The organism is Epilithonimonas lactis, from assembly GCF_900110605.1.
GTDB lineage: Bacteria > Bacteroidota > Bacteroidia > Flavobacteriales > Weeksellaceae > Epilithonimonas > Epilithonimonas lactis.
Window position 1 is genome coordinate 42,001 of the sequence record NZ_FOFI01000006.1, and the last position, 24,534, is coordinate 66,534.

17 protein-coding genes are annotated in these 24,534 nt (G+C 40.1%); 6 read left to right on the forward strand and 11 right to left on the reverse strand.

What is annotated here, in order from left to right; genetic code table 11:
* Position 1: 1 nt before the first annotated feature.
* The 4 genes from tssO (BMW39_RS17470) to BMW39_RS19210 all read right to left on the reverse strand — a co-directional run bounded on the left by tssO (BMW39_RS17470) (position 2) and on the right by BMW39_RS19210 (position 1,990).
* On the reverse strand, positions 2-526 hold the full coding sequence (tssO, locus tag BMW39_RS17470; RefSeq protein WP_034978902.1) for a type VI secretion system TssO: 525 nt from the start codon (positions 524-526) through the stop codon (positions 2-4).
* 8 nt (positions 527-534) lie between these two features.
* On the reverse strand, positions 535-1,068 hold the full coding sequence (tssO, locus tag BMW39_RS17475; RefSeq protein ID WP_034979001.1) for a type VI secretion system TssO: 534 nt from the start codon (positions 1,066-1,068) through the stop codon (positions 535-537).
* A gap of 5 nt (positions 1,069-1,073) precedes the next feature.
* Positions 1,074-1,745 (reverse strand): response regulator transcription factor, encoded by a 672-nt coding sequence (locus BMW39_RS17480; RefSeq protein WP_034978901.1) that lies wholly within the window; start codon positions 1,743-1,745, stop codon positions 1,074-1,076.
* A 65-nt stretch (positions 1,746-1,810) separates the two neighbouring features.
* The gene (locus BMW39_RS19210) at positions 1,811-1,990 is read right to left on the reverse strand and encodes a hypothetical protein (protein ID WP_131474367.1); all 180 of its coding nucleotides are present in this window, start codon (positions 1,988-1,990) and stop codon (positions 1,811-1,813) included.
* A 659-nt stretch (positions 1,991-2,649) separates the two neighbouring features.
* Here BMW39_RS19210 and BMW39_RS17485 point away from each other — a divergent pair.
* Together BMW39_RS17485 and BMW39_RS17490 are read left to right on the forward strand one after the other, a co-directional pair.
* Complete coding sequence (locus tag BMW39_RS17485) at positions 2,650-5,508, forward strand: SusC/RagA family TonB-linked outer membrane protein (protein WP_051880069.1); 2,859 nt, start codon at positions 2,650-2,652, stop codon at positions 5,506-5,508.
* Positions 5,509-5,519: 11 nt separating this feature from the next.
* Positions 5,520-6,935: a RagB/SusD family nutrient uptake outer membrane protein gene (locus tag BMW39_RS17490; protein ID WP_034978899.1), complete on the forward strand. Its 1,416-nt coding sequence runs from the start codon at positions 5,520-5,522 to the stop codon at positions 6,933-6,935.
* Between the two features lie 56 nt (positions 6,936-6,991).
* Here BMW39_RS17490 and BMW39_RS17495 read toward each other — a convergent pair whose 3' ends face one another.
* Positions 6,992-8,014 carry a T9SS type A sorting domain-containing protein gene (locus tag BMW39_RS17495; RefSeq protein WP_034978898.1) on the reverse strand — a complete coding sequence of 341 codons (1,023 nt, stop codon included), beginning with the start codon at positions 8,012-8,014 and terminating at the stop codon, positions 6,992-6,994.
* A 160-nt stretch (positions 8,015-8,174) separates the two neighbouring features.
* On the opposite strand from BMW39_RS17495, the gene BMW39_RS17500 reads away from it, so the two are divergent.
* Positions 8,175-9,341, forward strand: coding sequence for a cytochrome-c peroxidase (locus tag BMW39_RS17500; RefSeq protein ID WP_034978896.1), 1,167 nt, complete (start codon positions 8,175-8,177; stop codon positions 9,339-9,341).
* Between the two features lie 112 nt (positions 9,342-9,453).
* Complete coding sequence (locus BMW39_RS17505) at positions 9,454-11,265, forward strand: metallophosphoesterase family protein (protein ID WP_034978893.1); 1,812 nt, start codon at positions 9,454-9,456, stop codon at positions 11,263-11,265.
* 63 nt (positions 11,266-11,328) lie between these two features.
* On the opposite strand, the gene BMW39_RS17510 is transcribed toward BMW39_RS17505, so the two are convergent.
* Positions 11,329-12,405, reverse strand: a complete 1,077-nt coding sequence (locus BMW39_RS17510) for a phosphatidylinositol-specific phospholipase C1-like protein (RefSeq protein WP_034978892.1) — start codon at positions 12,403-12,405, stop codon at positions 11,329-11,331.
* A 338-nt stretch (positions 12,406-12,743) separates the two neighbouring features.
* On the opposite strand from BMW39_RS17510, the gene BMW39_RS17515 reads away from it, so the two are divergent.
* Both BMW39_RS17515 and BMW39_RS17520 read left to right on the forward strand, forming a co-directional pair.
* Entirely contained in the window at positions 12,744-15,779 is a 3,036-nt protein-coding gene (locus BMW39_RS17515; RefSeq protein ID WP_034978890.1) for a SusC/RagA family TonB-linked outer membrane protein, read from the forward strand.
* A gap of 96 nt (positions 15,780-15,875) precedes the next feature.
* The gene (locus BMW39_RS17520; protein WP_034978888.1) at positions 15,876-17,636 is read left to right on the forward strand and encodes a RagB/SusD family nutrient uptake outer membrane protein; all 1,761 of its coding nucleotides are present in this window, start codon (positions 15,876-15,878) and stop codon (positions 17,634-17,636) included.
* A gap of 110 nt (positions 17,637-17,746) precedes the next feature.
* Here BMW39_RS17520 and BMW39_RS17525 read toward each other — a convergent pair whose 3' ends face one another.
* The 5 genes from BMW39_RS17525 to kdpB all read right to left on the reverse strand — a co-directional run bounded on the left by BMW39_RS17525 (position 17,747) and on the right by kdpB (position 24,529).
* Positions 17,747-19,471, reverse strand: coding sequence for an ATP-binding protein (locus BMW39_RS17525; protein ID WP_034978886.1), 1,725 nt, complete (start codon positions 19,469-19,471; stop codon positions 17,747-17,749).
* A gap of 7 nt (positions 19,472-19,478) precedes the next feature.
* A complete protein-coding gene (locus tag BMW39_RS17530) occupies positions 19,479-20,600 on the reverse strand; it encodes a histidine kinase (protein ID WP_034978884.1) in 1,122 nt (373 codons plus the stop codon).
* 75 nt (positions 20,601-20,675) lie between these two features.
* Positions 20,676-21,758: a porin gene (locus BMW39_RS17535; protein ID WP_083391960.1), complete on the reverse strand. Its 1,083-nt coding sequence runs from the start codon at positions 21,756-21,758 to the stop codon at positions 20,676-20,678.
* Between the two features lie 22 nt (positions 21,759-21,780).
* Positions 21,781-22,341, reverse strand: coding sequence for a K(+)-transporting ATPase subunit C (locus BMW39_RS17540; RefSeq protein WP_034978878.1), 561 nt, complete (start codon positions 22,339-22,341; stop codon positions 21,781-21,783).
* Positions 22,342-22,489: 148 nt separating this feature from the next.
* Positions 22,490-24,529, reverse strand: coding sequence for a potassium-transporting ATPase subunit KdpB (kdpB, locus tag BMW39_RS17545; protein WP_034978876.1), 2,040 nt, complete (start codon positions 24,527-24,529; stop codon positions 22,490-22,492).
* Positions 24,530-24,534 lie beyond the last annotated feature (5 nt).

Below are 24,534 nucleotides of genomic sequence, written 5' to 3' on the forward strand. Positions count from 1 at the left end.
GTTAGTTATTTTTCATAAGTAATGCGTTATCTCTTTGCAATTTTTGATTTTTCCGCTCCTTAAAACCGATGGAGCAATCTTCAAACTGTTTGGTGAATATTTTGACATTTTCGTTTTTCTTGCTTGCAACGTCTTTGTCTTCCAAATACATCTTGTAGAAGTAAGCGATCTGGGTGTAGGATTGCTTTCTAGGATCGGTGATATTGACGGTCTCGAAGATGTTCGCAATGTCATTAATGTAAGCCTGGATCTCATTTTCTTGCAATGGATCGGGATTATCTACAGAAAACTTTTCGATTTTGACGAAGGTGCTATCTAGCACAGGTTGCGCCACTTTTTGCCGCTCATCGAATTTTGCCTTTTCCTCCAAGGTCTGGATCGCCAAAATATCTGAATTGCTGAACGGAGATTCTGCACGATACAAAATAACCACAGACAAAAGTATGACCGCAAAGAAAAGCAGTCCCAGCAGGTACAGGAAGTAATATCTTTTCTCTTTATTAGAAAGGGTAATGTTAACTTGCATACTCTAGTTTATTTTAATCGTTTCGCTATTTTACCACCAGGTTCCTTGCTTTTCAGCTGAGAATTCATCTTCCCGACTTTTCCCATGCATTCATTCAAACTTCTGAGTGCATTCTGCTCTTTTGCAGTAATGTTGATCAGCTCATTTTTGAAGACCGTCATCTTACCAATATTTTTCGTGAGCGTTGCATATTGTTTGAATGCCTTTGCAGTATCGCTTCCCATGATATTCCGGTTGTCCCGAAGATCTTCCAGGATTGAATTTCGAAGGAAAATATCATTCTCCACTTTGTTGGAATTAAGCAAAGCCATTTTGTAATAAATGGTATCCATCTTTATCTTCAAAAGTTCATTTCTGCTCAGAACACTTTTGTAATCGTTCAGTTCGTTTTGGATCTGCCGTTTTTGAACTTCTGAACTTCTGAAAAATAGAAATACAGTCAAAAAACTTACTGTCAGCAAAACCACAAATGACAGTACGAAGCGAAGTATTCCGTTTCTTACATCATCCTTGTTGAGTTTTTTTTGTCCGTGTGAAGCCATCTTGATCAAATACTTGAGTTATAATATCCATTTTCCACACAAAATCTAGCAAGATCCAATTTGCTTTTCAAGCCTAGCTTATCGGTAAGTCTTGTGATGTACGTGTCGATCGTTCTCGTACTGAGATTGATCCTGTCTCCGATTTCTTTGTTACTGAATCCTTCATAGCACAGTTTGATGATATGGATCTCTGTCACATTCAGTTCTTCCTGCTCCTTCTTCTGGCGGTCCATGTAATTTTTCACCACTTCTTCCTGCATGGCCCATTCTCTTTTGTAATCCTCATAATTGGAATTACGGCTTAAAATGCAGTTCCGGAGAATATCCTTGATCACGATGCTGTTCTTCTGGCAGTAGTAAGTATTGGGAATTTCACTAATTGTAGCGGCAATATCATCCTGATAAGTAGCAGAATAGGTAAGAATTGGAATTTCCTTGTTTGTCTGGCGGATGTATTTGATTGCTTCTATCCCACTCAGGATCGGCATGAAAAGATTGATGATGAACACATCTTCCTGCTTTCTGTAAAGTCGGTTGATCAATTCGTTTCCGTTGTTACAATCATTGACTATCGAGAAGAGCGGATTTTCCAGCAGCATCTTTACAAGAAATTGCTTGAAGTAGAAATCATTTTCGGCGATGGAGAATCTTGTTGCTTTAGTAGTGCTGTTATACATAATGGAAACTTATCAATGTTATTAATTTTATATAAAATACTAAATGTTCAAATGGCTTAGCAGCGTTAATGATATCTCTCTATCTCGACTTTACGGGAAACGGTAAGAATTTCCACAAAGCGGAGGTCGAATTTTCCTGAAAAATAATTCTGGGGGAAGTGGATGTCGAAACTGAGGTACTCACGTTTCAAGATGACATCGATGAAGTAAGAGAAATAAAAAACTAAGCAAATGGTTACAATCATTGAATAAGTTTTAAAGATGTTAAATAATAGTTTTGGTTTCATCAACCAATACCTGAAATTCTTACAGAAAATCTAAAAGCAAAAATTTTGCCAATAAGCATCGAATGTGTTATTAATAATAGATGACAAGAATGTTTAACAATCCATTCACAGACACAACCATCTGACATCATTACTGTTACATTTACAATAACTTATATTTAATTTTTCATTAAGAACTTTATAAAAAATTTAACTAAATGGAAATTCACAGCGAATCACTGTTAGCCTCTTCAAAAAAGGCATTAATCTCTATAATTTAGGTATGATTTAAGATAATGAGAATGACTTACGATGATTTTAATAAAAAAAGTAGATTTTCAAAATAAAATTTCGAAACTTCTGAATCAGAATAAGATAGAATTTGTGTCGCCCAAAACACCTAACAAATGTCATAATTAAATAGTGCTTTAAAATGAAGCATTGAAATTTTTTTATAATATTTTTGCAAAATCATTACAGGATCCATCTTTATGATAAAGGTGGTTTTTTTATAAGATAAAATTTATTTTTATTAATTCTAATTAAATCTAAATTGATAAAATATACTTTTTGCCCATTCTAGATTTTTAATATTCTAGAAAGTAGAAAGGACGAACATCATCTTCAGAACATAATCAATGAAAAAAACTGTTGTAAGTATTCTTGTTATCAGCGGAGTTATCTCTGCAAACGCACAAAGCGCAACCAAAAAGAATATTTCAGACACGATAGCGGATGAAAAACGAATAGAAGAAGTCGTGATCACCTCTTCCTACGGCACCAAGAAACTGAAGGAAGAAATTGTAGGTTCCATCTCAACCATCACAGCGAAAGATATCAACACCTCGCAACCATTTGAAAGTTTGGACAAGATGATTTCTGGTCTAGCTGCCGGCGTGCAGGTTGTGAGCAATTCGGAGCTTGCAAAACCAGTCAACATCAACGTCCGTGGCCTAGGATCGGCCGTGAGCTTGTACGGATTGCAAGGCACTTCTACCCAACCATTGATCATTATCGATGGGATTATCATGAGAGAAGATCAGGCTTTTGATGCACTTGGTTTCGACGGAAGCTCTACGTCAGAGATCAACATCAATCCTTTGGCAAGACTTAATACCGACAATGTTGAAACCATCAATATATTGAAGGACGCTGCTGCCGTCGCACTTTATGGTGCTGATGCTGCAAATGGTGTCATCCTGATCACCACAAAGAAAGGTAGAAAGGGAAAACCGGCCTACTCTTTCACATCACAATACGGCGTTTCGCAAAGCATCAACAAGATCAAATACATGAATGGGCAACAATACGCCCAACTTCTGGATACCTACAGAAAAAACAATGCTCCCAACAATGCCAATGCTGGATACACCTGGAATGGCACAGACGTCGATTGGTTCGAAGTCATGAACAAAAATGGGGAATTCTTCAAAACCAATTTTACAGCCAGCGGTGGCAGCAAGTTTCTAACGTATCGTTTCGGGCTTGATTATTCCAAGAACGACGAAGCCAAAGTGATGAACGCTCTGGAAAAAAAAGGTATCGATGCTACACTTGGTTTTAATTTTAACAAATTACAGATCAATCTTTACGCCGCTTACAATGAACTGACGAAGGAACAACCAAACACGTATTTTAATTTTATTCTGGCACCAACCATCGGCATTTATGATAAGGATGGGAACTATCAGGAAACAGGAACAGAAGGCATTCCCAATCCATTGGCGGCCTCCAATCAGAACATTGCAAAACTTAGGAACAAATCCTTGCTTTCTAGTTTAAATATAAGTTATCAATTTAATAAAGCTTTGAAGATAAGCTCTGTTTTCGGCGTGGACCTTTCTGATAAAAAAGATATCTTATGGAGATCCGGCCTTAATGAAAGTGGAAGATCATCAGGCGCTTTCGTCATAGATGGTGTAGAATATAAAAAATATGGACGAAGCAGGATCAGCTATTCCGATGCTACAACCTGGAACTGGAGTACACAACTCTACTACGACAAAAACTTCGCAGAGAGACATCACATCGATTTTCTGCTAGGTGGAGAGATCAGATCCAACAAAGACTTTAAAACAAACCATTCCGGTAGTAATTTTACAGATCCCAATACATACCAATATCCGTGGGAAGCCGCGATGTATCTTTCTTCTAATGTACTCACCTATGGCTACACGCTGAGAAATCTTACTAATGAAAATAACGGAAGAAGTCTTTTCTCACAGATCAACTATGACTTTGGAAAAAAATATTTCTTCACAGCCACACTCAGGAGAGATGAAAGCTCAGCATTTGGTCCAGATAAAAATGCAGCCTACAATGGTGCGGTAGGCGCTTCCTGGATCATCACCAAAGAAAACTTTCTAAAGGGAAATCCATTTCTGAATCTCATCAAACTACGTGGATCCTGGGGAATGACAGGGAACTCCAGAATTGGTTCCTACCGCTCCTCCGGACTTTACAATGTCTCTTATAATGGTTTCGTGTATGATTACGATTACGCAACACCCAATAGCTCTGCACCGCAAGTGGCACAATTGGGCTGGGAAAAAAACGAAAAACTCAATCTAGGTATTGATTTTAATTTCAAACAAAGAGTCGACCTTACATTGGAATTCTACAGGAATAATATTTCTGATATGATCGTGAGCAGACAAACGCCGTTGGAAACTGGATATTCCTCCGCAGAGATCAATGGTCAGGCGATGTACAACAAAGGTATGGAACTATCATTGAGAGCATATTGGTTTACAAAAAAGGATTACAGGTGGACAACGACTTTCAATATCAGTACCGTTAAAAACAAAGTGACAGACCTCAGCGGTTTTGGTGAGCGATTTTCTATAGCCAGCTATGCGCGGGCACAGAAAATTGGTGTTCCTACCTCCGCCATCTGGGGTTACCAATGGATGGGCGTCAATGCGCAAAATGGTCAGGATAGATATTTCGTAAATGGAGAGATCAAAGATACCAACCAATTCTCTGCCAATGAGGACACCTACAGTATTATCGGAGATTCTCAGCCTGATGTTGTTGGTGGAATGAATAATACATTTTTGTTCAAAAACTTCAGCCTTTCTTTCCTGATCAATTTTGAAATCGGAGGTGATATTCTGATAGAAGATGAGATCATAGATCAGCACAGGATCATAGGCAACAGAAACATGAGCGTGAATGCTTTAGATTATTGGACACCTCAAAACACTACCGCATCCAATCACATTCCGAAGAACAATAATCAGATCATCCCGAACAGTACGAAATTTCTATATGACAACACCTTTGTCAAACTTCAAAATGTCAATCTTAGTTATAGAATTCCTTTGGAAAAGAATGGAAACAGTTTGATCAAAAATGCTACAATTTTCATGGACTGCACCAACGTGCTGTACTGGTACAAAGAAAAATCGCCTGCAGATAAGAATGGCGTGCGGGAATTCAGATTCCTGTATCCTGAGATGAGAACATTCAGCTTTGGCTTCAGAGCTAATTTCTAAACATTTATTTTATGAAAAGATTTATAATTACAATAGCAATTTGCAGCAGCATTATTTCTTGCAGCGATTTTCTTACCAGAGAGCCTGTGGAACAAGTTTCTATCAATGATCAGCTTTCTACCAAAGATGGCGTTTTGGTGGCACTCAATGGTGCATATTATCAACTGAGATCCACACTACACGCAGAAGCGAGCTATACTTATGGTGACCTACTGACAGGCAATCTCGGGTTTTCTCCCAGCTCCAACACATCTCTGATAAGCCCATCAAGCCTGACCGAAAGAATCTATAATTTTGATGATTCCAAAATGGAAAGCAATGCAGTTTCTTTCTACACCAATGCTTATCAGTTGATCAATAATCTCAATCTGATCCTTCAATATGTAGATGATCTGAATGATGCTACCGAGTCCGAAAAAAATGAGATCAAGGCAGAATCATTGGCGATGAGGGCGCTGATGCATTTTCAGTTGTGCAAAGTTTACGGACAAAACTACACTTACACAGCCGATGCATCACACTTGGGAATCGCTTACAACACGGCACCTCTCAAAGTGGGAATCGACTATCCAGTAAGGAAAACGGTGGTAGAGACTTTCGCGCTATTGGAAAGTGATATCACAAGATCCATTTCTTTGTTTCAAAATGAAAAAGCGATCCCAGCGGGACTTACGAGAAATTTCCTATCGATAAATGCCACAAAAGCAATTGCAGCCGACATCGCACTTTGGAAAAATGACTGGCAAAAAGCCTATGACTACAGCACCGATCTGATTGCAAATTCTGGGCTCAACCTTTATGACCATGCAACGTCAGAAAATGATTGGGCAATATCTGAATTGATCCTGGAACTTGCGAATACTAATAACAACGTTTCAAACGTAGGATCCATCTATAATTATACGAGCGCCTCCAACAGGTCAAAGTATGTTGCCTCCGACGACCTTATGAACTCATATCCTGCGAACGATAAAAGAAGAGAACTCTATGAGAGCAGACCTCTGAGAACATCTGTCAATGGCAGCAATACCACAGTTCCCTACTTTTTCACGACCAAGTTTAAGAATAATGTAAGTAATGCTGTTTATCGTTTGAGTGAATTTTATTTTATCCGCGCTGAGGCTGCTTTGCATTTGGGTAATACGCAGCAAGCTTTGAACGACATCAATAAGATCAGAACACGAGCGGGAATACCAGAATTGTCGAGCATCACTATCGATCTCATCTTAGAAGAAAAAAGAAGGGAATTTGCTTTTGAAAACAAGAGCTTTTTTGACCTTATGAGAAATCATAAAAATATCGTTCGAAGCGCGGGATGCATTTCTACAAATTGTAGTCCTACTTATCCGAATGACAAATTCGTGCTCCCAATTCCCCAAGAAACCATTAATGTTAATGCCAATATGCAACAGAATCCAGGCTATTAAAAATAAAAAACTCTTAGAGATCCTAAGAGTTTTTTTTGTCTTTAAAGTATCAATATCTATTGCTTGATGATCTTAACTGTAGAAACATTGTCGCCTTCTGCAATTCTGAGAATATATTGGCCAGCGTTCAAATTGGAAACATTGACTTTTGAATTTGGCGCAAACACTTCATCATTAACTAAATTCCCTGAAACAGTGTAGATTTGGATTCGAGCTTGTTTTTTGGTCAATACTGTGAAACCATCTTTTACCAAAGTATTGGAGATCAAAGGTGTTCTATTTATTTTAACATCATCAGTGGCAAGCAATGCAGAGCCAACGACCTCACTCCAAGTTTTGCCAAGTCTCACCTCATCTATTTCTATGCTCCCACTAGTTGCAGCTTGTCTGAAAGCTAGACTTCCAACCTGGGTCAATTTGTTAGAATTTCCGAAAGCACTGCTATGGGTAGGCGTAGCTTCTGATGCAGCAGTTGGGTTTATCCAGATAGTTGTCTGTCCCGTGGTCCCGGTTATATCGTACTTCAAAACTACCAGATATGTGGTGCCAACTTGATATTCCACAGGTGTAGTAGAGCCATAGATGTCTGTCAAACTTGCGCTTCCGCCAGTCGTGTTCAGAATTCCCAGATTGAAGGTCGAAGCTGAACTTCCCTTTCTAACTGATAATCTGGAAACAATGCCTGTCGAGCCGATATCTTCACCAGAAAATGGAGAAAAATGCAGGAAATATCCTGGCGCCGTGTTCAATGTATTAGCAGACATTGTAGAATTATCTACCACTTTCATTAGGAATGATGCAAATGCAGTTGTCGTCACATCCTCAGTAAAAGCTAAGTTGACATCCTCCGATTGTGCCGATGTGATCAAAGCTCTATTCCCTTTTGATGGCACCATTCCCGGATAGTACAAACTATTGCCTGCATCAGATGCGCTGGTCAAAGTCACAAGTTGCGCCAATGTTCCGCCGTGGCTGGACCATCCATTGGAAGAAAGTGCACCATTGTATTCGAAACTATCTTGCTGTGCGTAAGTGGATAGAGAGCCAAGAAGTGATAAAAGAATAAATTTTCTTTTCATTTTATAAATTTAAATTGTTATTTAGAATGAAACAAAATTAACTATTATTGATTCAATATGAAGCAAAATAAAATCGTATTTTAGCAAAGGTGAGTAATATCATTTGTTGGTCAGTTGCAAAGGCCATTGAAAGCTCTATTTTTGTAAAAATTTTGATTAAATGAGGAATGTCATTAGCGGATTGATCCTGTTATTTTTAGGTAGTATCTTATTGAATAATTGCCTCAACAGCGCTGTAAAAAAATCCGTAACCGATGGCCAATCTCTAGTCAACAAATTAAGAAAACTATATTCCTCCGGAGATGTTTCAAAATGGCCAGCTGCAGAGTTGGACGCCAGTGTCAAAAAGAATTTTAAAGATATCGGACATTTGTCCGAGATTAAATTTCCAGAAGACAATCCGCATTCCCAGGAAAAAGTCCTTCTTGGTAAGACCTTATTTTATGACCCAAGATTGTCTGGTTCCAATCAAATTGCCTGCGCGTCTTGCCATGACCCTGAGTTGGCGTGGACAGACAATAAAACCTTATCCTTTGGACATGATAGACAGCTGGGCTCCAGAAATGCAATGACAATCCTGAATATCGCACACGCGACATCGCTTTTTTGGGATGGCAGAGCCAAGTCATTAGAAGAGCAATCGTCTATGCCGATCATCGACCAAAGGGAAATGAATGAACACATCGACCTTGCTACTGGGAAAATCTCAAAGATAAAAGGTTATGAGATCTTATTTGAAAAAGCATTTGGTGACAAAAACGTGACGACCGAAAGGATCAATAAAGCCATTGCCACATTTGAAAGAACCGTTAAAAGTGGGTCTACAAAATTTGACAGATTCATAGATGGAAAGAGCGAAGCTTTCACGGATGATGAAGTGATAGGCCTTCATCTTTTCCGAACCAAAGCACAATGTATCAACTGCCACAACTCTGGCTACTTTTCCAACAATGAATTCGAGAATGATGGCACGGCAATATTAGGCGCAAAAAAACAGGATCTTGGCCGCTATCTGATCACTAAAAAATTGGAGGATGTTGGAAAGTTCAGAATTCCAACGTTGAGAGAGATTTCCAGAACTGGACCTTGGATGCACCACGGCGTCTTCACTTCTTTAACCGATGTCATTCGTTTCTACAATGCCGGAAATCCAGAGGCTCAAAAAAGACTCTCCACAATTTACAATGGAATAACTTTGAATTCCCAAAAATCTCCAATGCTCAAAAAACTCAATTTGACGGAAAAGGAGATTCAACAACTAGAAGCTTTCCTGGGAACTTTAAGGTCTCGTACCGTTAGGTTAACACCTCCTACACTTCCGCAATAATATTTGCTAGATAGAAGATCAATTACAAATAGAAGAATAATTTTCTTTCACAATTATTTAAAACTGGCGTAAACCTGTTGAACCAGGAAACCGCTATTTTAGACAATTTAAGATGAAAAAATCTCTATTGTCATTTTTACTTTTTATAATTACATTTTTATCTGCGCAACAACCTGTACAGATCGCATTTCTTTCGGATGTTCATTTTCAGGATCTCTACGGTCAATTCTCTGATCATGATTTTAAAGGCATCATCAATCCAAAAACTGGCAAACCGACCATCTTGAGAACGATGGATTCTCAGTTGCATTCCACAAGGATCTTCAACGAAAACTACTTTGCTTTTATAAAAGCCTTGGATGATATTGCTGCAAGAGGAATCAAGATTGTTGCGATGCCAGGCGATTTTTCGGATGATGGACAAGCGTATAATCTTCGAGGATTGCACCGGATTTTAGAAGATTATCATCAGAAATTTGGAATCAATTTTTACCTCACCACAGGAAATCATGATCCCGTCGGGCCATTCCGCAAAGATGCAGGAAAAGATGATTTCCTGGGAAATGATGGAAATCCACTTGGAATCTATAGTAAAGAGAACATTGGAAAAATTTCTAATCAAATCATTACAAAAGACATTGCAGAATCCGGATATTTGGAGATCTTGGATGAGTTGAAAGACTTTGGTTTTTATCCTAAAAAAGAAGATCTTTTTTGGAGTACACCGTTTCATGAGGCTTCGGTTCAGGATTATTCTTTCGAAAAGGCTTTGAATTTTGCTGAGTATCAAAAGAGAATGTACGAAGTTTCAAATGGATTTTCTGTTCCAGACTTGAGTTATGTTGTGGAACCTGTGAAAGATGTCTGGATGATCGCGATTGACGGAAACACTTACATCCCAAAAAACATCAATGCAAATCCCTATGACGCTTCAAATTACAAAGGCGCAAGCATTGGCTACAACAACGTTTTGACCAACAAAAAACACTTGATAGATTGGGTGAAGAAAATCGCTGAGGAAGCTAAGAAAAACCACAAAATCCTGATTGCATTTACGCATTACCCGATGATTGACTTCAATGATGACGCAACAGATGAGATCAAAGATCTATTGGGCGATAAAAAATGGCAATTGGAACGTGTTCCGGAAGAAACAGTTGCGAAAGTCTTTGCTGATGCAGGTTTGCAGATCCATTTTGCGGGACATATGCATATCAATGATACGGGAATCAGGAAGTTTGGCGACAAAATGTTGGTGAATGTTCAAGTGCCTTCGTTGGCAGCCTATCTTCCAGCTTATAAAATCTTGACGATCAATTCGGCCGAAAAGTTTCAAGTTCAAACCGTTGTTTTGAATGACGTTCCACATTTTGATGACCTTTTCCCATTATATAAAAAAGAATACGAAGCTTTAAAGAAAAATGCTAACAAAACCTTTTGGAACAAGGATATTCTGAAGACAAGATCCTACCACGACTTTATGATTTTCCATCTGAAAGAACTCGTTCGACTGCGAATGATCCCGAATGATTGGCCAAAAGACCTTATTGAAAAAACAGAAAAAATCAGTGGTGAAGACCTATTGTTTTTATCTTTAAATTTAAATGAAATCGAAGCAAAGAAATATCTAAAACAAAGAGAGATCAACTCCAAGTCATTCCGAAATTGGACGTTTGAAGACCTTCTTTTGGATCTGTACAAATTCCAGTCGGCGGACGAGTTGGCAAAAATGGATATTCCGAAATCGAGATTGCAGCAATATAAGACCTTAGAAAAACTTTTTGAGTCCAATCAGTCTCAAGATCCTTTCATCATTCAGTTGAAATCGGTCTTCCAAATACTATCGCTTTTATCAAATAGTGATCCGTCTGACCACTTCGAAATCGACCTACAAAAACAAACTTTGAATAGAATTGAAGATTAAATTAAATCAGAAAAGACCATCATTGCTGACAGTCCTTTCCTTTAATAAATCTAATTGAAATTCTTATTTCCCAGTGACAGGATTTTTTCGTTCATAAGTCTGGTCATCAAAACTGATCTTGTAATTGGATTTGAAAAGTTTGCTCGGCAAATAATAATCGGTGGTGATGATCTGCGCACCACTTTCCTTCGCCTTTTCGAATCTTGAGTAATCCTCGCTTCTCGCTTCCATCGTGTCGGCATCAGCTCTGGTCCGGATGATGTAACCTTGTTTCACGAGATCTTGGATCTTTGAACTGTCTTTTTGAGGTTCGTTCATAAACAATATCGCAGATTCTGGTGTGCCAGGAGCAGCATTGGTAAAAATCATTCTACCTTTGAGTGATGGATGATCCTTTGTGTAGAGATCTCGGTTCTCACTATTGTTGTCCAGAACGAAAACGAATTTTCCTTTGGCATTTTTTACTTTTGGCCAATTTTTGTTTAATACAGCTTCATTCAGCGTTTTGTAAGTTCCTCTGATGTCATCTGCCGTGATAATCTTATCTTTTCCTAAATAGTTTTTCAATTCGTTATCCAGGTCATCGAAAAGCTTAGAAGTGTAATGTTCAGGCTCGGTTCCAAATTGGTTGGCCTTGCCGTCCTTCGGTTCCAACGTGATGAAAACCGGGTCGTGGTCAGGATGTGATTCAGACCATTTTCTCAGATCTTTCAGACAATCTTCCAATGTGTAATACCAGGTCTGATAATCGATATCGGTGATATGGATCATCTTGTAGCCAGGTTTTTTCATCTTGCCTTCCGGGTCAAAAACTTGCGTGGTTTTCACAAGGTCCAGGATTTTCGGATGCGCGTACTTTCCACCTTTACTGTCGGCATAGACATCGATCTCCAGATTTCGAAGTCCCAGATCCAGTTGTTCCGGAATGGGAATATGCTCGTATTGGATCCTTGGTAAGAAGTTCAATGTATCTTTTTTGGAGAAATAACTGTACACTTCCGGAAGAATCGCTTTCTTGTAAGAATTGTGCGAACCGATCACCTGGATCTCATTGATTTTTAGATTGTCGAGGTTTTGAGATTGTGACCAGAAAAGATGCGTGGAAGATAAATATAGCGCAAAGAAAACTGCCTTTTTCATTCTTATCAAATTTTATGAAGGCGAAATTAGGAACTCTCTATTTCCTGAAGTTTATCGATTGTGTTAAGTGTTTTTTAAGATTATGTGAATGACGAAAAACGCGCGTATATAAATTATAAAATGGGATTATTATTCATCTTTCGAGCATTTTATTCTGTTATTAATTATTTATTTTAACATAATATTCTGTTAAACTAAATTCCGAACAAAGCAATTTACTTTGTATCCCGAAAATAAAAATCAAACGTTTGCTTTAAAAATAAAAAACCACTGTTGCGGGAACAACAGCGGCTATTTATCAAGCAATGTAATCTCTAACAATTACTTTACTTAATGACATGTACCACAAAATTAATTTATTTAAATTTAAAAAGCTAATTCCTGTAGCAATACTTTTTTTGGTGGCAAACCAGGCAAGTGCAGAAGGGCTGAATGCAAAGTATCCTGTTTTTTCGCAGGTCAATGAGACGATCACTGGAAAAGTGGTGAAACAAGACGGTTCCGCAGCAGAAGGAGCGACCGTAACCATCGTAGAAACTGGCGCTACGACCACAACCGATGCATCTGGAAATTTTACTATTTCCGCCAATATCGGACAGACCTTGTCCATTTCTTATGACGGGAATGAGCAACTCATCAAGATTGCAAGCACTTCTGTTTCCGTGACGTTACAATCCAAAGACACCACGATTGCCGAGGTGATGCTAGTAGGTTACGGTTCTCAAAAAAAGTCGGATATGACGGGCGCTGTGAGCCAATTGAAGGCAGAACAGTTCAAAGAAGGGATGAACATCTCGGTTGACAATCTGATGCAAGGGAAGATCGCTGGTGTCCGCGTTGTACAATCAAGCGGCGAGCCTGGTGCCGGCGTGAATGTTTCTATCCGAGGCATTGGATCTATCAGAAGCGGAAGTACACCACTTTTCGTGGTAGATGGCGTTCCTTTGAGTAACGATGCCGTAAGTGCTTCCAGTCCCAACGTTGGTCTTGGAAACACACAGGCCAAAAACCCACTTAACTTTTTGAACACCTCAGACATCGAATCCATCACGGTTTTAAAGGATGCTTCTGCAGCCGCGATCTATGGTGCAAGAGGTTCCAACGGTGTGGTTTTGGTGACCACGAAAAGAGGTAAAAAAGGTGAACCTATTTTTACTTACGATACTTATTTAGGTTTTTCTTCTGTCATCAAAAAATTAGATCTGATGTCGGCAGACCAGTATAGAGCTGCCATTGTCGATAAGTCATATGACCACGGTGGAAGCACAGATTGGCAAGATGAGATCTACCGTACTGCCGCTTCTCAAAATCATTCGGTTTCCTTTTCAAAGTCTACAGACACAGGAAGTTACTTTGCTTCATTGTCGCATATGGATCAGGATGGGATCGTTAAAAATAGCGATTTCAAAAGAACGACGGCGCGTATCAATGCAGAAGAATCATTCTTTGACAACAAACGTTTGAAAGTTAAATTAAACTTGACAGCGAGTGACATCAAAGAAAACGGAATTCCAAATGGTGCAAACGCAGGATCGGACGGTCAAGTGATCATCCATGCTTTGATGGCCAATCCGACGCGTTCTTTGTATGATGAAAACGGAAACTACACCAATTTCAACATGAACGCACATTACAATCCGTTGTATTTGCTCAGTGTTTATACTGATAAGACCAATACTTTCCGCGTCTTAGGAAACACAGAAGCAACATTGAGACTATTGCCTGGACTTAATTATAAATTAAATCTAGGGATTGACAGAACAATGTCCGAAAGAAACACCACAATGTACCCAAACATTACCGACAGAACGCCGAAAGGAATGTATGTACAGGCCAATCTGGATTCTTACAATGTTTTGTTGGAACATTATCTGACCTATGATCTCAATCTGAATAGACATAATTTCAATATTCTAGGTGGTTTTTCTTATCAGAAATTCAAGTTTTCAGGAACGTATTACGGTGTCAGAAATATCGCTGATCAAAATGCCGGCATCTCTCCAGAGCTGAATCCGGGATATTCGGGCGATGTTTTCATTCCGTCTCCGGGTTACGCGCAGGAGAATGAGTTGCAGTCCTATTTCGGAAGGGTGAATTATAATTTTGATAAAAAATACCTTTTGACGGCTTCCATCAGAGCTGACGGCTCCACACGTTTCGGGGAAAACAACAAATATGGTTATTTTCCATCGGTTGCGGTAGGTTGGACGATGTCTAATGAGAATTTCCTTCAGGATTCTCAAATCGTTAATGAATTAAAATTAAGAGGAAGTTGGGGACAAACTGGTAACCAAGAAGTTCCGAACAAATTGACACAGGCTAGTTATTCACTTTCGCAAGGTGCCGGTTATTATTTATATGATAATTTGAATCTCCTCAATGGTTTCACCGTAAACAGAACTGCGAATCCTGACCTGAGATGGGAAGTTGTAGAGCAAACCAACATTGGAGCGGATTTCAGTTTGTGGCAAAACAAACTTTACGGATCGGTAGAATATTACAACAAAATTACCAAAGACCCGATCCTAAATATTCCTTCAAAAGTATTGAGCCCAACAACCACGGTCTACACCAATGTAGATGGAGAAATCGTGAACAAAGGTTTTGAGGTGACTTTAGGTTCGGATATCATCCGCAAGGATAATTTTACATGGACAGTGGATGTCAATGGTGCAACCGTGAACAATGTAGTGAGAAATCTACCTGTTTCCGAGATCTATTCCGGCGAAGTTTCTGGTCCTGGAATGTCGGGTGTGACGGCCAATATTTATAAAAATGGCTACGAAGCTGGTTCATTTATTATGCTAAATTACCTTGGAATCGATGCTGACGGAAAGTACATTTATGAAGATGTGGACGGCGACGGAACGATTGGACCAAAAGACAGAAAGATCTTTGAAGGCGCCATTCCAAATCTCACATTCGGACTTAATTCTTACATGCGCTACAAGAAAATCGATTTTGGATTTTCTTTCATCGGACAAACAGGTGGTTACCTTGTGAACAATACGGCTTTGAACCTCAATATCAACAATTTGGCATCAGACAGAAACCTTCTCACAAATTTCTATGAGTCAGGGGCAAGTCCTACCAACCAGCCACAGTTGTCTTCGCTTTATCTGGAGAAATCAGATTTCCTCCGTCTGAATAATTTGAGAGTTGGGTACACATTCGACAGCACTCAACTGAAATGGATGAAAAGTCTCAATCTTTATGTAAGTGCTCAGAATCTTTGGACCATTACAAATTATACAGGTTACGATCCTCTTGTGGATACCAATAAGCAGGCAGCCGGCAATCAGTCTTTGGGAATTGATTATACAACTTACCCGTCTGCAAAAACCTTTTTATTTGGAGCAACTGTTAAATTTTAATTAATCTAATTATGAAATCGCCTTGATTCCGAAACGCAGGCAGACAATGAAGATAGAGCGATAACATATGACAAACAAAAACAATAAAATCTAATTATGAAATCTAAATTTTTAAATATAAATCTGCCGTTACTGGCAATATTATCTATAGGAATTCTTAGCTGTACAAATCTGGAAGAACAGGTGATAGATGAAGTTCTAGGTTCGGAGACTTCGGCCCCGGAAAGTGCATTGGCAGCTGCATACGGACAATTGGGAGACGGAACATTTGTGGATCACGGGAATGTTTTCGCTTTGCAGGAATATTCTACTGATGAAGCATTGCTACCAACCAGAGGAAGCGACTGGGGCGACGGCGGAAAATGGCGCGCCATGCACGAGTTCACTTGGGATGCCAACAATGACGTAGTGAAGACAACTTGGAATAATTTGACACTTGGGATCACCAAATCTCTGACCGCAATCCGAAGTATAGAAAAAAGCAACGTGAGCGAGAAGGCTTTATTTTTGGCAGAAGCAAAAGCACTGTTGGCTTTCTACACGTACAACACGCTGGAAATGTACGGTCAAGCGCCTTATAGAGATCCTGCTGACCTGAACGCACCTATCGAGATCAAAAAAGCAGATACTTCGATAGATGAACTCATCACCGAAGTTGAATCCCTGATCCCAAACTTGGCAAACTTCAAAGCGCAAAATACACACGCCGGTAGATTTACAAAGCAGGCAGCGTACGCTTTCCTTGCAGACATGTACCTCAACAGAGCGGTCTTGAAAAAGAGAGAAGCGGCATCTTTTGATTTCTTGCAACCAGCAGTTAGCGGAACAGGAAACGACATGGACAAAGTGATCGAGTATTCCAACCTGATCATCAACTCTGGATTTTTCAGTTTAGAGTCCAATTACTTCCATAATTTTGACATCAATAATGGCGATAGCAAAGAGATGATCTTCTCCATCGTTCAGAAGAAAAACTCCAATAGAAATGCAGACAACGACTTGGCTTACATGTCTATGGAAAGAATCCAAAAACCTTCTCCCGACAACAGAGGAACCAATGCGAATTGCATCACGCCAGAATTTTATAACACTTGGGTAGGCAATTTCAGTGATCCTCGTTTTCACAGAACTTATCAATATGCGGATGGCACTTGGTTCAGAAATGATGGGACAGACGTTAGCGTACCATCAACGAGCAAAGTAGAAGGCACCGGAAAACCTTGGTTCCACTTCAACAGAGGTTTGCAGGTAGGTCAGCAATATGGACCAAAGATCCTTGCCAACGGAAATTTTGATATGACAGCAGATGAAAGGATCAAAGTCTATAAGTTATATACCGAGAAAAATACAACCTTGGCTGCAGACTTCACACCGGAACTTAATTTTGATAAGCCAATGGAATCTGTACTGACACAATCGCAGATCAACAAAGGTGTGAGAAATTTCAAATTCGAGTTTGATCCCGGATATGGAAACAACGGAACCAGTGGCATGGATGTGCCATTGTACAGATTGGGAACGATCTACATGATGAGAGCAGAAGCCTATTTCAGAAAGAGCAATGTAGGAGCAGCTCTAGCCGATGTCAACATTCTAAGAACCAGTAGAACGCGTGAGGCATTGTACGGCAATGCGCCAGGTGTAGCGATCGCAGAACTGACGGCAACCAAACTACTGAACGAGTCAGGCTACGAATTGTACTGGGAAATGTACAGAAGAAAAGCTTTGATCAGATTTGGAAGGTTTGACATTGCAGGAACAGCAAAACCAGCTTCGCAACCATACAGAAGAATATTTCCAATTCCACAGGCAACATTGGATGCATCAAAGGAATTTAGCCAAAATCCTGGATACTAGTTCACCTGAAATCAACTTAATTTTATTGAAACAAAAAGCGAAGGGATTTATTCTCTTCGCTTTTTTATTTGATATTTAATATTAATAATCTCCAATAAGGAACTTGATAATCAAATCGATTTTAAGTTAAAGTAAAATTTACTTCCATTTCCCAATTCACTATCCACCAATATTTTACCACCTTGCGCTTCAATGAATTGTTTACTAATACTAAGCCCAAGACCTGTACCCTCTTTTTTGGTTCCCGGGATTTTGAAATAGCGATCAAAAACCTTAGAAAGATATTGTGAAGGAATGCCTTGACCCTTGTCGATAACGGCAAATTGAATCCTGCCCTCAACTTTAATGACATTCAATTCTATCTCGGAATTATCGTGAGAATAGCGCACCGCGTTTGACAGTAGATTGTTCAGAACCCAAGATGTTTTCTCAGCATCAGCCAAAACTTCCTTCAGACCATTTTCTATATTGATCTTGAAAATAATGTGCTTCTGCTCTGCTGCCGATTTGTTTGCATTAATCGCATCCTCGATGATCATCCTAATATCAGAGGCTTGTATGTTTAGCTGTATTGCACCACTTTCTATTTGTGTGATATTCAAAAGTTCGCCCGTGATCTTCAGTAACCTGTTAGCGTCTTCTTTGATGCCATTGACAAGCGTTTTCTGTTCGTCATTCATTATTCCGATCTGTTTATTTTCCAACAATTGAAGTCCCATTTGGATGGATGAGATCGGCGTTTTGAACTCATGTGAAACTGTTCCCAGAAAATTGGTTTTGGCTAGATCCAATTCTTTAAATGGCGTAATATTCCTCAACATGATCACTTGCCCTATGAATTGGCTCTCCTTCTCTCCCGTCGGAACCACGTTGATATCGATGATCTCTTTTTCGAAATAACTTTCTTTCCCATCGGCGTAGATCTTCATTGTTTCGCTCTTGTTGTAGCCATTTTCCTGAATGATATCCTTGATGATGGTTCTCACAAGATCATTCGTCACAGCCACATCCTGAATCAGTTTTCCTACGAAGTTTTCTTTTCTAAGACCTGCGATCTTCAGGGCTTCATCATTGACGAAAAGGACTTTTTTGCCTTCATCAATGCCTATCACAGGATCGTGCATATTATCGATCAAAGTTTCGATGCGGCGTTTTCCACGGATGATCTTGTCCAGCTTGCTTTCAGAATATTCCTGAAGTTTCTCGGCCATGATGTTAAAAGACATTGCCAGATCACCGAACTCACTTTTGCTTTCAAAATGAACCCGTTCTTTGTAATTCTGATTTGCGATCTGTTTGATACTTCCTGTCAGGACCTGAATTGGATTGGCAATATTGGAAGGCAGATTCACCATCATGATAAAGGCGATGATGAAGCACAACATTCCTGCAGCTGAAATGATGGCAATTGCGCTTTTCGCGGTCGCATCAGCCACACTACTTTTATGCTCGATGGCGACCATATTGAGTTGCATCAGCTCGGCAATATCTCTTCTGATGGATGACAGTAGTTTGGGATTGTCTGATTTTTGTTTTAATAATAGAAAATGCGTGGCAATATTTTCTGTCGCTTCCTTCTCGCCAGGTTCGGTCACATTTTTCTTTTGTTTTTCGAGATGCCTTTCGAAAACACCGAAGGCCGCAGAATCGGAACTGATCTCTTCCAAGGCCAGCAGCATATTTCTGGAATATTGCAGTGTATTGTAATTGGCTACCAATATGTTATTGGTATCTTTTTTCAGTTGATTGATGTACCAGCCGCTGAGCACAGAAAGCACGATGATCATTAAAAAAAGCAAGCCTACGCCAGCGTTGAGTTTTGTTTTGATTTTCATTTTAATTTCAACTTAAAATTACAAGGTCGATATTTTCCTGTGATAATTTATTCAAAAGTGAATTGAAAGTATCCGTGGCGACAATGACTTTCCAAAGATTGAGATGTGGTTTCCCGATACAAACGGTTGTAATCTTCCGCTCTTCGCATTGTTCCATGATCGCTCGTGTGACATTAGTACTTTCTACCTTGATGATCTCAGCTCCCAATTCGGTGGCTAATTTAAAGTTATTAATCAAATGCCGTTGCTTGTCCAGCGCAATTTTATCTGCACTTTCTCTCGGGATCTGAACATAGACAAGATACCATTTGCTGTTGTAATAATTGGCCAGCCTCGCTGCTTTCCTGATGACATTCTTCGCTGTTTTTTCGTTGGAACTGATGCACGCCAGAAATTTTTCCTTTCTTATATTTTTGACATTTGAAACCTCGGTTTCCACTTTACGTTGAACCTGCGAAGCCACTTCTTTCAACGCTAGTTCGCGAAGCTGCAGGATATTGTCATTTTTGAAGAAATTGCTGAGCGCCGAATTGATTTTGGCAGCATCGTAGATTTTTCCAGCTTTCAATCTGTCAATTAATTCTTCTGCTGTCAGATCGATGTTTACGACCTCATCGGCCTGGGCCAAAACGCTGTCCGGAATTCTTTCCTTAACTTCGATATCAGTAATGTTTTTGACATCTTCATTCAGACTTTCGATATGTTGGATGTTGACCGCGCTGATGACATTAATGCCCGCATCAAGGATTTCCATCACATCCTGCCAGCGTTTTTCGTTTTTGCTGCCTTCGATATTGGTGTGCGCCAATTCATCTACGATCACGACTTCTGGGCGAAGGTTGATTACTGCCTGAACATCCAATTCTTCAAGCTCTTTTCCTTTATAGAATAATTTTCTTCTCGGAATGATTGGTATTCCGTCCAGCAAAGCATGCGTTTCCTTGCGGTTGTGCGTTTCGATGTAGCCGATTTTCACATCGATGCCGTTTGTTAGTAGGGAATGCGCTTCTTGGAGCATTCGATACGTTTTTCCCACACCGGCACTCATCCCAATGTAGATCTTGAATTTCCCGCGTCTTGATTTTTTTATTAAATTAAGAAAATCCTGAGCTGACCTTTTTTCATCCATAACAGATTATCTATATCAAATTTAGGTAAATCCCTTGTCAAAAATTCAACAAGGGATTTGGTAATATGGAAACTATTAAAAACTTACGGCAAGCGATGTGACCGCCATAAAATTATTTTTGTTCAAATGATCATCTCTGTCGAGGAAAATATCATCCTTGCTGCTGAGATTCTTCAGTTCAGTACGCCAAACGAGATTTGGAAGGATCCAGTAATCTGCATTCACAGAATAGCCGAAGGTCTTGAATCCATTTTCTGTTCCCGTCGCAATGATGACGCCTTTTTCATCACTGTAATATTCGCATCTTGCCGCAAAACTCAACTTGTCTGTGGCCGCATATTTTGCAATGATCACAGGCGAAAACCAAATGTTATGCTGATTGCTGCCTTTCATCTTTTGCTCGGCTCCGATATCGAAACCTGTGGTCAAAGCCAACTTTTTACTCAGCTGAAAAATACCGTATAGATTGTGAAAATACCGCATCTGCCTGATGCTGTCCGGCTTATCATTTCCGATGAAAGAGCTGCTGTTCAAAGTGATTTTATCGGTAGGTCTGTAGGTCAATTGGTGTCCAAAACCGAGCGTCGAATTTCCATCCACACGTTGGATCCGCTGCCAGCCATTAACAACCAAACCGCTGACCAACCATTTTCCGCTGTCGCTGGTGTAGGAAATTTTTGCGCCACTTTCAAAGTAAGGTGAATTCTCTGCCAAAAGACTTCTGGTCAAAGTCCAACAATCTTTGCTGATGGCACTTTCAAAACCGATGTGTGAAGGCATAATTCCGGCATCGACCCAAAGATTTTTGGTCTTGGAAATTTTCAAACCGATGTTGGCTTCATAAATGTTTTTGAGGACGCCGGGTTCTGCAGCATAATTGGCATTCATGTACGTTCCGGTTGCCAAGGCCAGATTGGCTCGAAGTCTTTCCGTCTCGTAATTGGCTTTTACGAATCCGAGATTCAGATTGACCTCATTGTTCCGGTTGTGGCTGTAGATGAAGCCTGGCCGTGTGTTGTTCTGAGGATTGCTGAAATCAAATTGGTAATAGACTTCAGCGTAAGCCGAAATTTTCAATGGTTTCACATCGTCTTCCTGTGCAAACAAAGATGCGGAAGCGCCTAACATCATCAATGTCAATAGTTTTATATTTTTCATTTTAATTAATTTCATTTTTTTATTATTTCAAACCGTCAAGCGCGATATTGAGTTTTAACACATTGATCTTTTCCGTTCCGAACAATCCCAGAAAAGGTTTTTCTGTATTGGATGCTACCAGATCTTGAATTTTGTTTTCATTAAGATTTCTGATCTTCGCAATCCTTTTCACCTGCACATCAGCGGCCTGCACGGAGATATTCGGGTCCAACCCACTTCCGCTGGCGGTGACGAGATCAGATGGAATTTCGGATTTTGAAACTTCAGGATTGTGTTTGATGAAGTTGTCAATTCGCTCCTGAACGGTTTTTAAATAATCCGGATTGGAAGGTCCTTTGTTGCTTCCCGCGGCTCCTGCTGCATTGTAATCTACAGCTGAAGGGCGTGACCAGAAATACTGATCTTCTGTGAATGCCTGTCCGACATTTGTGTAATATTTTTTGTTGCCGACCGTGATGATCTCGCCTTTCCCGTCGTTGGGAGAAAATTGTGCGATCCCGAAAATAATGAGCGTGTAAAATCCTGAGAAAAACAGAAGACAAACCAATGTCAGTTTCAAGGCAGGAAGAATATGTTGTTTCATTTGATTTAATTTTAAAGTTCGATTTTATGTTGTGCCGTCTTTTGACACTGGATCTGCAGCCCGGCCTGAGTGGAGCTCATTTTTTTGTGGCTGGAAAAGCTGGGCAAAAAATAGCGGGAACGGAGGACGGAATAGCTGCCCAAATCATTTAAATAAATAGTGACACAATCAGGTCGATGATCTTGATTCCGACAAATGGGATCAAAACGCCGCCCAGACCGTAGATCAAAAGGTTTCTTCTGAGCAATGCACTCGCACCGATCGGTTTGTAGGCCACACCTTTCAGAGCCAACGGAATTAAGACCGGAATAATGATCGCATTGAAGATAACAGCCGACAGAATGGCACTTTCCGGGGAATGAAGGTTCATGATGTTCAATCCTTGCAACGCTGGAATCGAGGCGATGAAAAGTGCTGGAACGATTGCAAAATACTTAGCGACATCATTCGCAATACTGAAAGTGGTAAGCGTTCCTCTGGTCATCAAGAGTTGTTTTCCGATTTCCACGATCTCGATCAGTTTGGTCGGGTCGTTGTCCAGATCCACCATATTTCCGGCCTCTTTTGCCGCTTGTGTTCCGCTGTTCATCGCAACGCCGACATCTGCCTGGGCAAGCGCTGGCGCATCGTTGGTTCCATCGCCCATCATGGCGACCAATCGACCTTCCGCTTGTTCTTTTTTGATGTAGTTCATTTTGTCCTCAGGTTTCGCTTCTGCAATGAAATCATCCACGCCCGCTTTTTCAGCGATATATTTGGCGGTCAAAGGATTGTCTCCAGTGACCATCACGGTTTTGATGCCCATTTTTCTCAGACGTTCAAAACGCTCCTGAATGCCCGGTTTGATGATATCTTGAAGTTCCACCACACCCAAAACTTTCTCGTTCTCGGAAACGACCAATGGTGTTCCGCCGTTGCTGGAGATGGTTTTTACTGCTTCCTCGATTTCTTTCGGAAAAGGATTGCCTGCTTTTTCAACCAAGTTTTTGATGGAATCCGAAGCGCCTTTTCTGATTCTGATGTTTTCATAATCCACACCTGAACTTCTCGTCTCTGCTGTGAAATTGATGAATTCGGGACTTTTGATATCATAAGTTTTAGGATCAATTCCCGCCAATTCTATGATTGATTTTCCTTCCGGCGTTTCATCTGCCATCGAACCTAAGACCACCGCTTTCTGGAAATGTTTTTCGTCGATCCCTTTTGCAATATGGAAATGGGTCGCTTTTCTGTTCCCGATTGTGATGGTTCCGGTTTTATCTAATAAAAGGACATCCACGTCACCGGCAGTTTCAACCGCTTTTCCACTTTTCGTAATCACGTTGGCTCTCAAGGCTCTGTCCATTCCCGCGATTCCGATGGCTGATAGAAGTCCGCCAATCGTAGTCGGAATTAAGCAGACAAATAATGAGATAAAAGCAGAAATAGTGATTGGCGTATTTGCGTAATCTCCAAAAGGTTTGAGGGTTACCGTCACGATGATGAATACCAATGTGAAACCTGCCAAAAGTATTGTTAAGGCAATTTCATTTGGTGTTTTCTGTCTGGAAGCTCCTTCTACCAAAGCAATCATTTTATCCAGAAAACTTTCGCCTGGTTCTGTGGTCACTTTGACTTTGATCTTGTCAGAAAGTACTTTTGTTCCGCCGGTCACACTGCTTTTGTCACCGCCAGATTCACGGATCACAGGCGCACTTTCTCCAGTGATCGCACTTTCATCAATCGTTGCAAGACCTTCGATGATCTCTCCATCTGAGGCAATGATGTCGCCTGGCTCACATAGGAACACGTCGCCTTTTTTAAGCTGAGACGAAGGAACAATGGTGATTTCATCATTAAAAATATCCCCCACCGGCTGAATCCATTTTGCAGGCGTTTCCTCTCTCGTTTTTCTGAGTGAATCTGCCTGCGCTTTGCCTCTTGCTTCTGCGATGCCTTCTGCAAAATTGGCGAACAATAAGGTGATAAATAAGACAGCAGTTACGATGATATTATAAATCAAACTTCCTTGGTCTTTCTCGCCAAGTGCGATCCAGACACAAACGCCGGCCATTACCAATGTTCCAATCCACACCATGAACATTACAGGATTGCGGAACATTTTGGATGGACTTAGTTTTATAAAAGACTGTTTCAATGCTTCATTGACCAATTCGGCCTGAAACAAATTATTTTGATTTCCTTTCATTTTAA

Bases quoted from the DNA above. Each gene is read 5' to 3' on its own strand.
- tssO (WP_034979001.1), bottom strand. From the start codon at position 1,068: ATGGCTTCACACGGACAAAAAAAACTCAACAAGGATGATGTAAGAAAC.
- BMW39_RS17535 (WP_083391960.1), bottom strand. From the start codon at position 21,758: ATGAAAAATATAAAACTATTGACATTGATGATGTTAGGCGCTTCCGCA.
- BMW39_RS17510 (WP_034978892.1), bottom strand. From the start codon at position 12,405: ATGAAAAAGGCAGTTTTCTTTGCGCTATATTTATCTTCCACGCATCTT.
- BMW39_RS17530 (WP_034978884.1), bottom strand. From the start codon at position 20,600: ATGGATGAAAAAAGGTCAGCTCAGGATTTTCTTAATTTAATAAAAAAA.
- BMW39_RS19210 (WP_131474367.1), bottom strand. From the start codon at position 1,990: ATGATTGTAACCATTTGCTTAGTTTTTTATTTCTCTTACTTCATCGAT.
- BMW39_RS17485 (WP_051880069.1), top strand. From the start codon at position 2,650: ATGAAAAAAACTGTTGTAAGTATTCTTGTTATCAGCGGAGTTATCTCT.
- BMW39_RS17495 (WP_034978898.1), bottom strand. From the start codon at position 8,014: ATGAAAAGAAAATTTATTCTTTTATCACTTCTTGGCTCTCTATCCACT.
- BMW39_RS17490 (WP_034978899.1), top strand. From the start codon at position 5,520: ATGAAAAGATTTATAATTACAATAGCAATTTGCAGCAGCATTATTTCT.
- BMW39_RS17540 (WP_034978878.1), bottom strand. From the start codon at position 22,341: ATGAAACAACATATTCTTCCTGCCTTGAAACTGACATTGGTTTGTCTT.
- kdpB (WP_034978876.1), bottom strand. From the start codon at position 24,529: ATGAAAGGAAATCAAAATAATTTGTTTCAGGCCGAATTGGTCAATGAA.
- BMW39_RS17525 (WP_034978886.1), bottom strand. From the start codon at position 19,471: ATGAAAATCAAAACAAAACTCAACGCTGGCGTAGGCTTGCTTTTTTTA.
- tssO (WP_034978902.1), bottom strand. From the start codon at position 526: ATGCAAGTTAACATTACCCTTTCTAATAAAGAGAAAAGATATTACTTC.
- BMW39_RS17520 (WP_034978888.1), top strand. From the start codon at position 15,876: ATGAAATCTAAATTTTTAAATATAAATCTGCCGTTACTGGCAATATTA.
- BMW39_RS17480 (WP_034978901.1), bottom strand. From the start codon at position 1,745: ATGTATAACAGCACTACTAAAGCAACAAGATTCTCCATCGCCGAAAAT.
- BMW39_RS17505 (WP_034978893.1), top strand. From the start codon at position 9,454: ATGAAAAAATCTCTATTGTCATTTTTACTTTTTATAATTACATTTTTA.
- BMW39_RS17515 (WP_034978890.1), top strand. From the start codon at position 12,744: ATGTACCACAAAATTAATTTATTTAAATTTAAAAAGCTAATTCCTGTA.
- BMW39_RS17500 (WP_034978896.1), top strand. From the start codon at position 8,175: ATGAGGAATGTCATTAGCGGATTGATCCTGTTATTTTTAGGTAGTATC.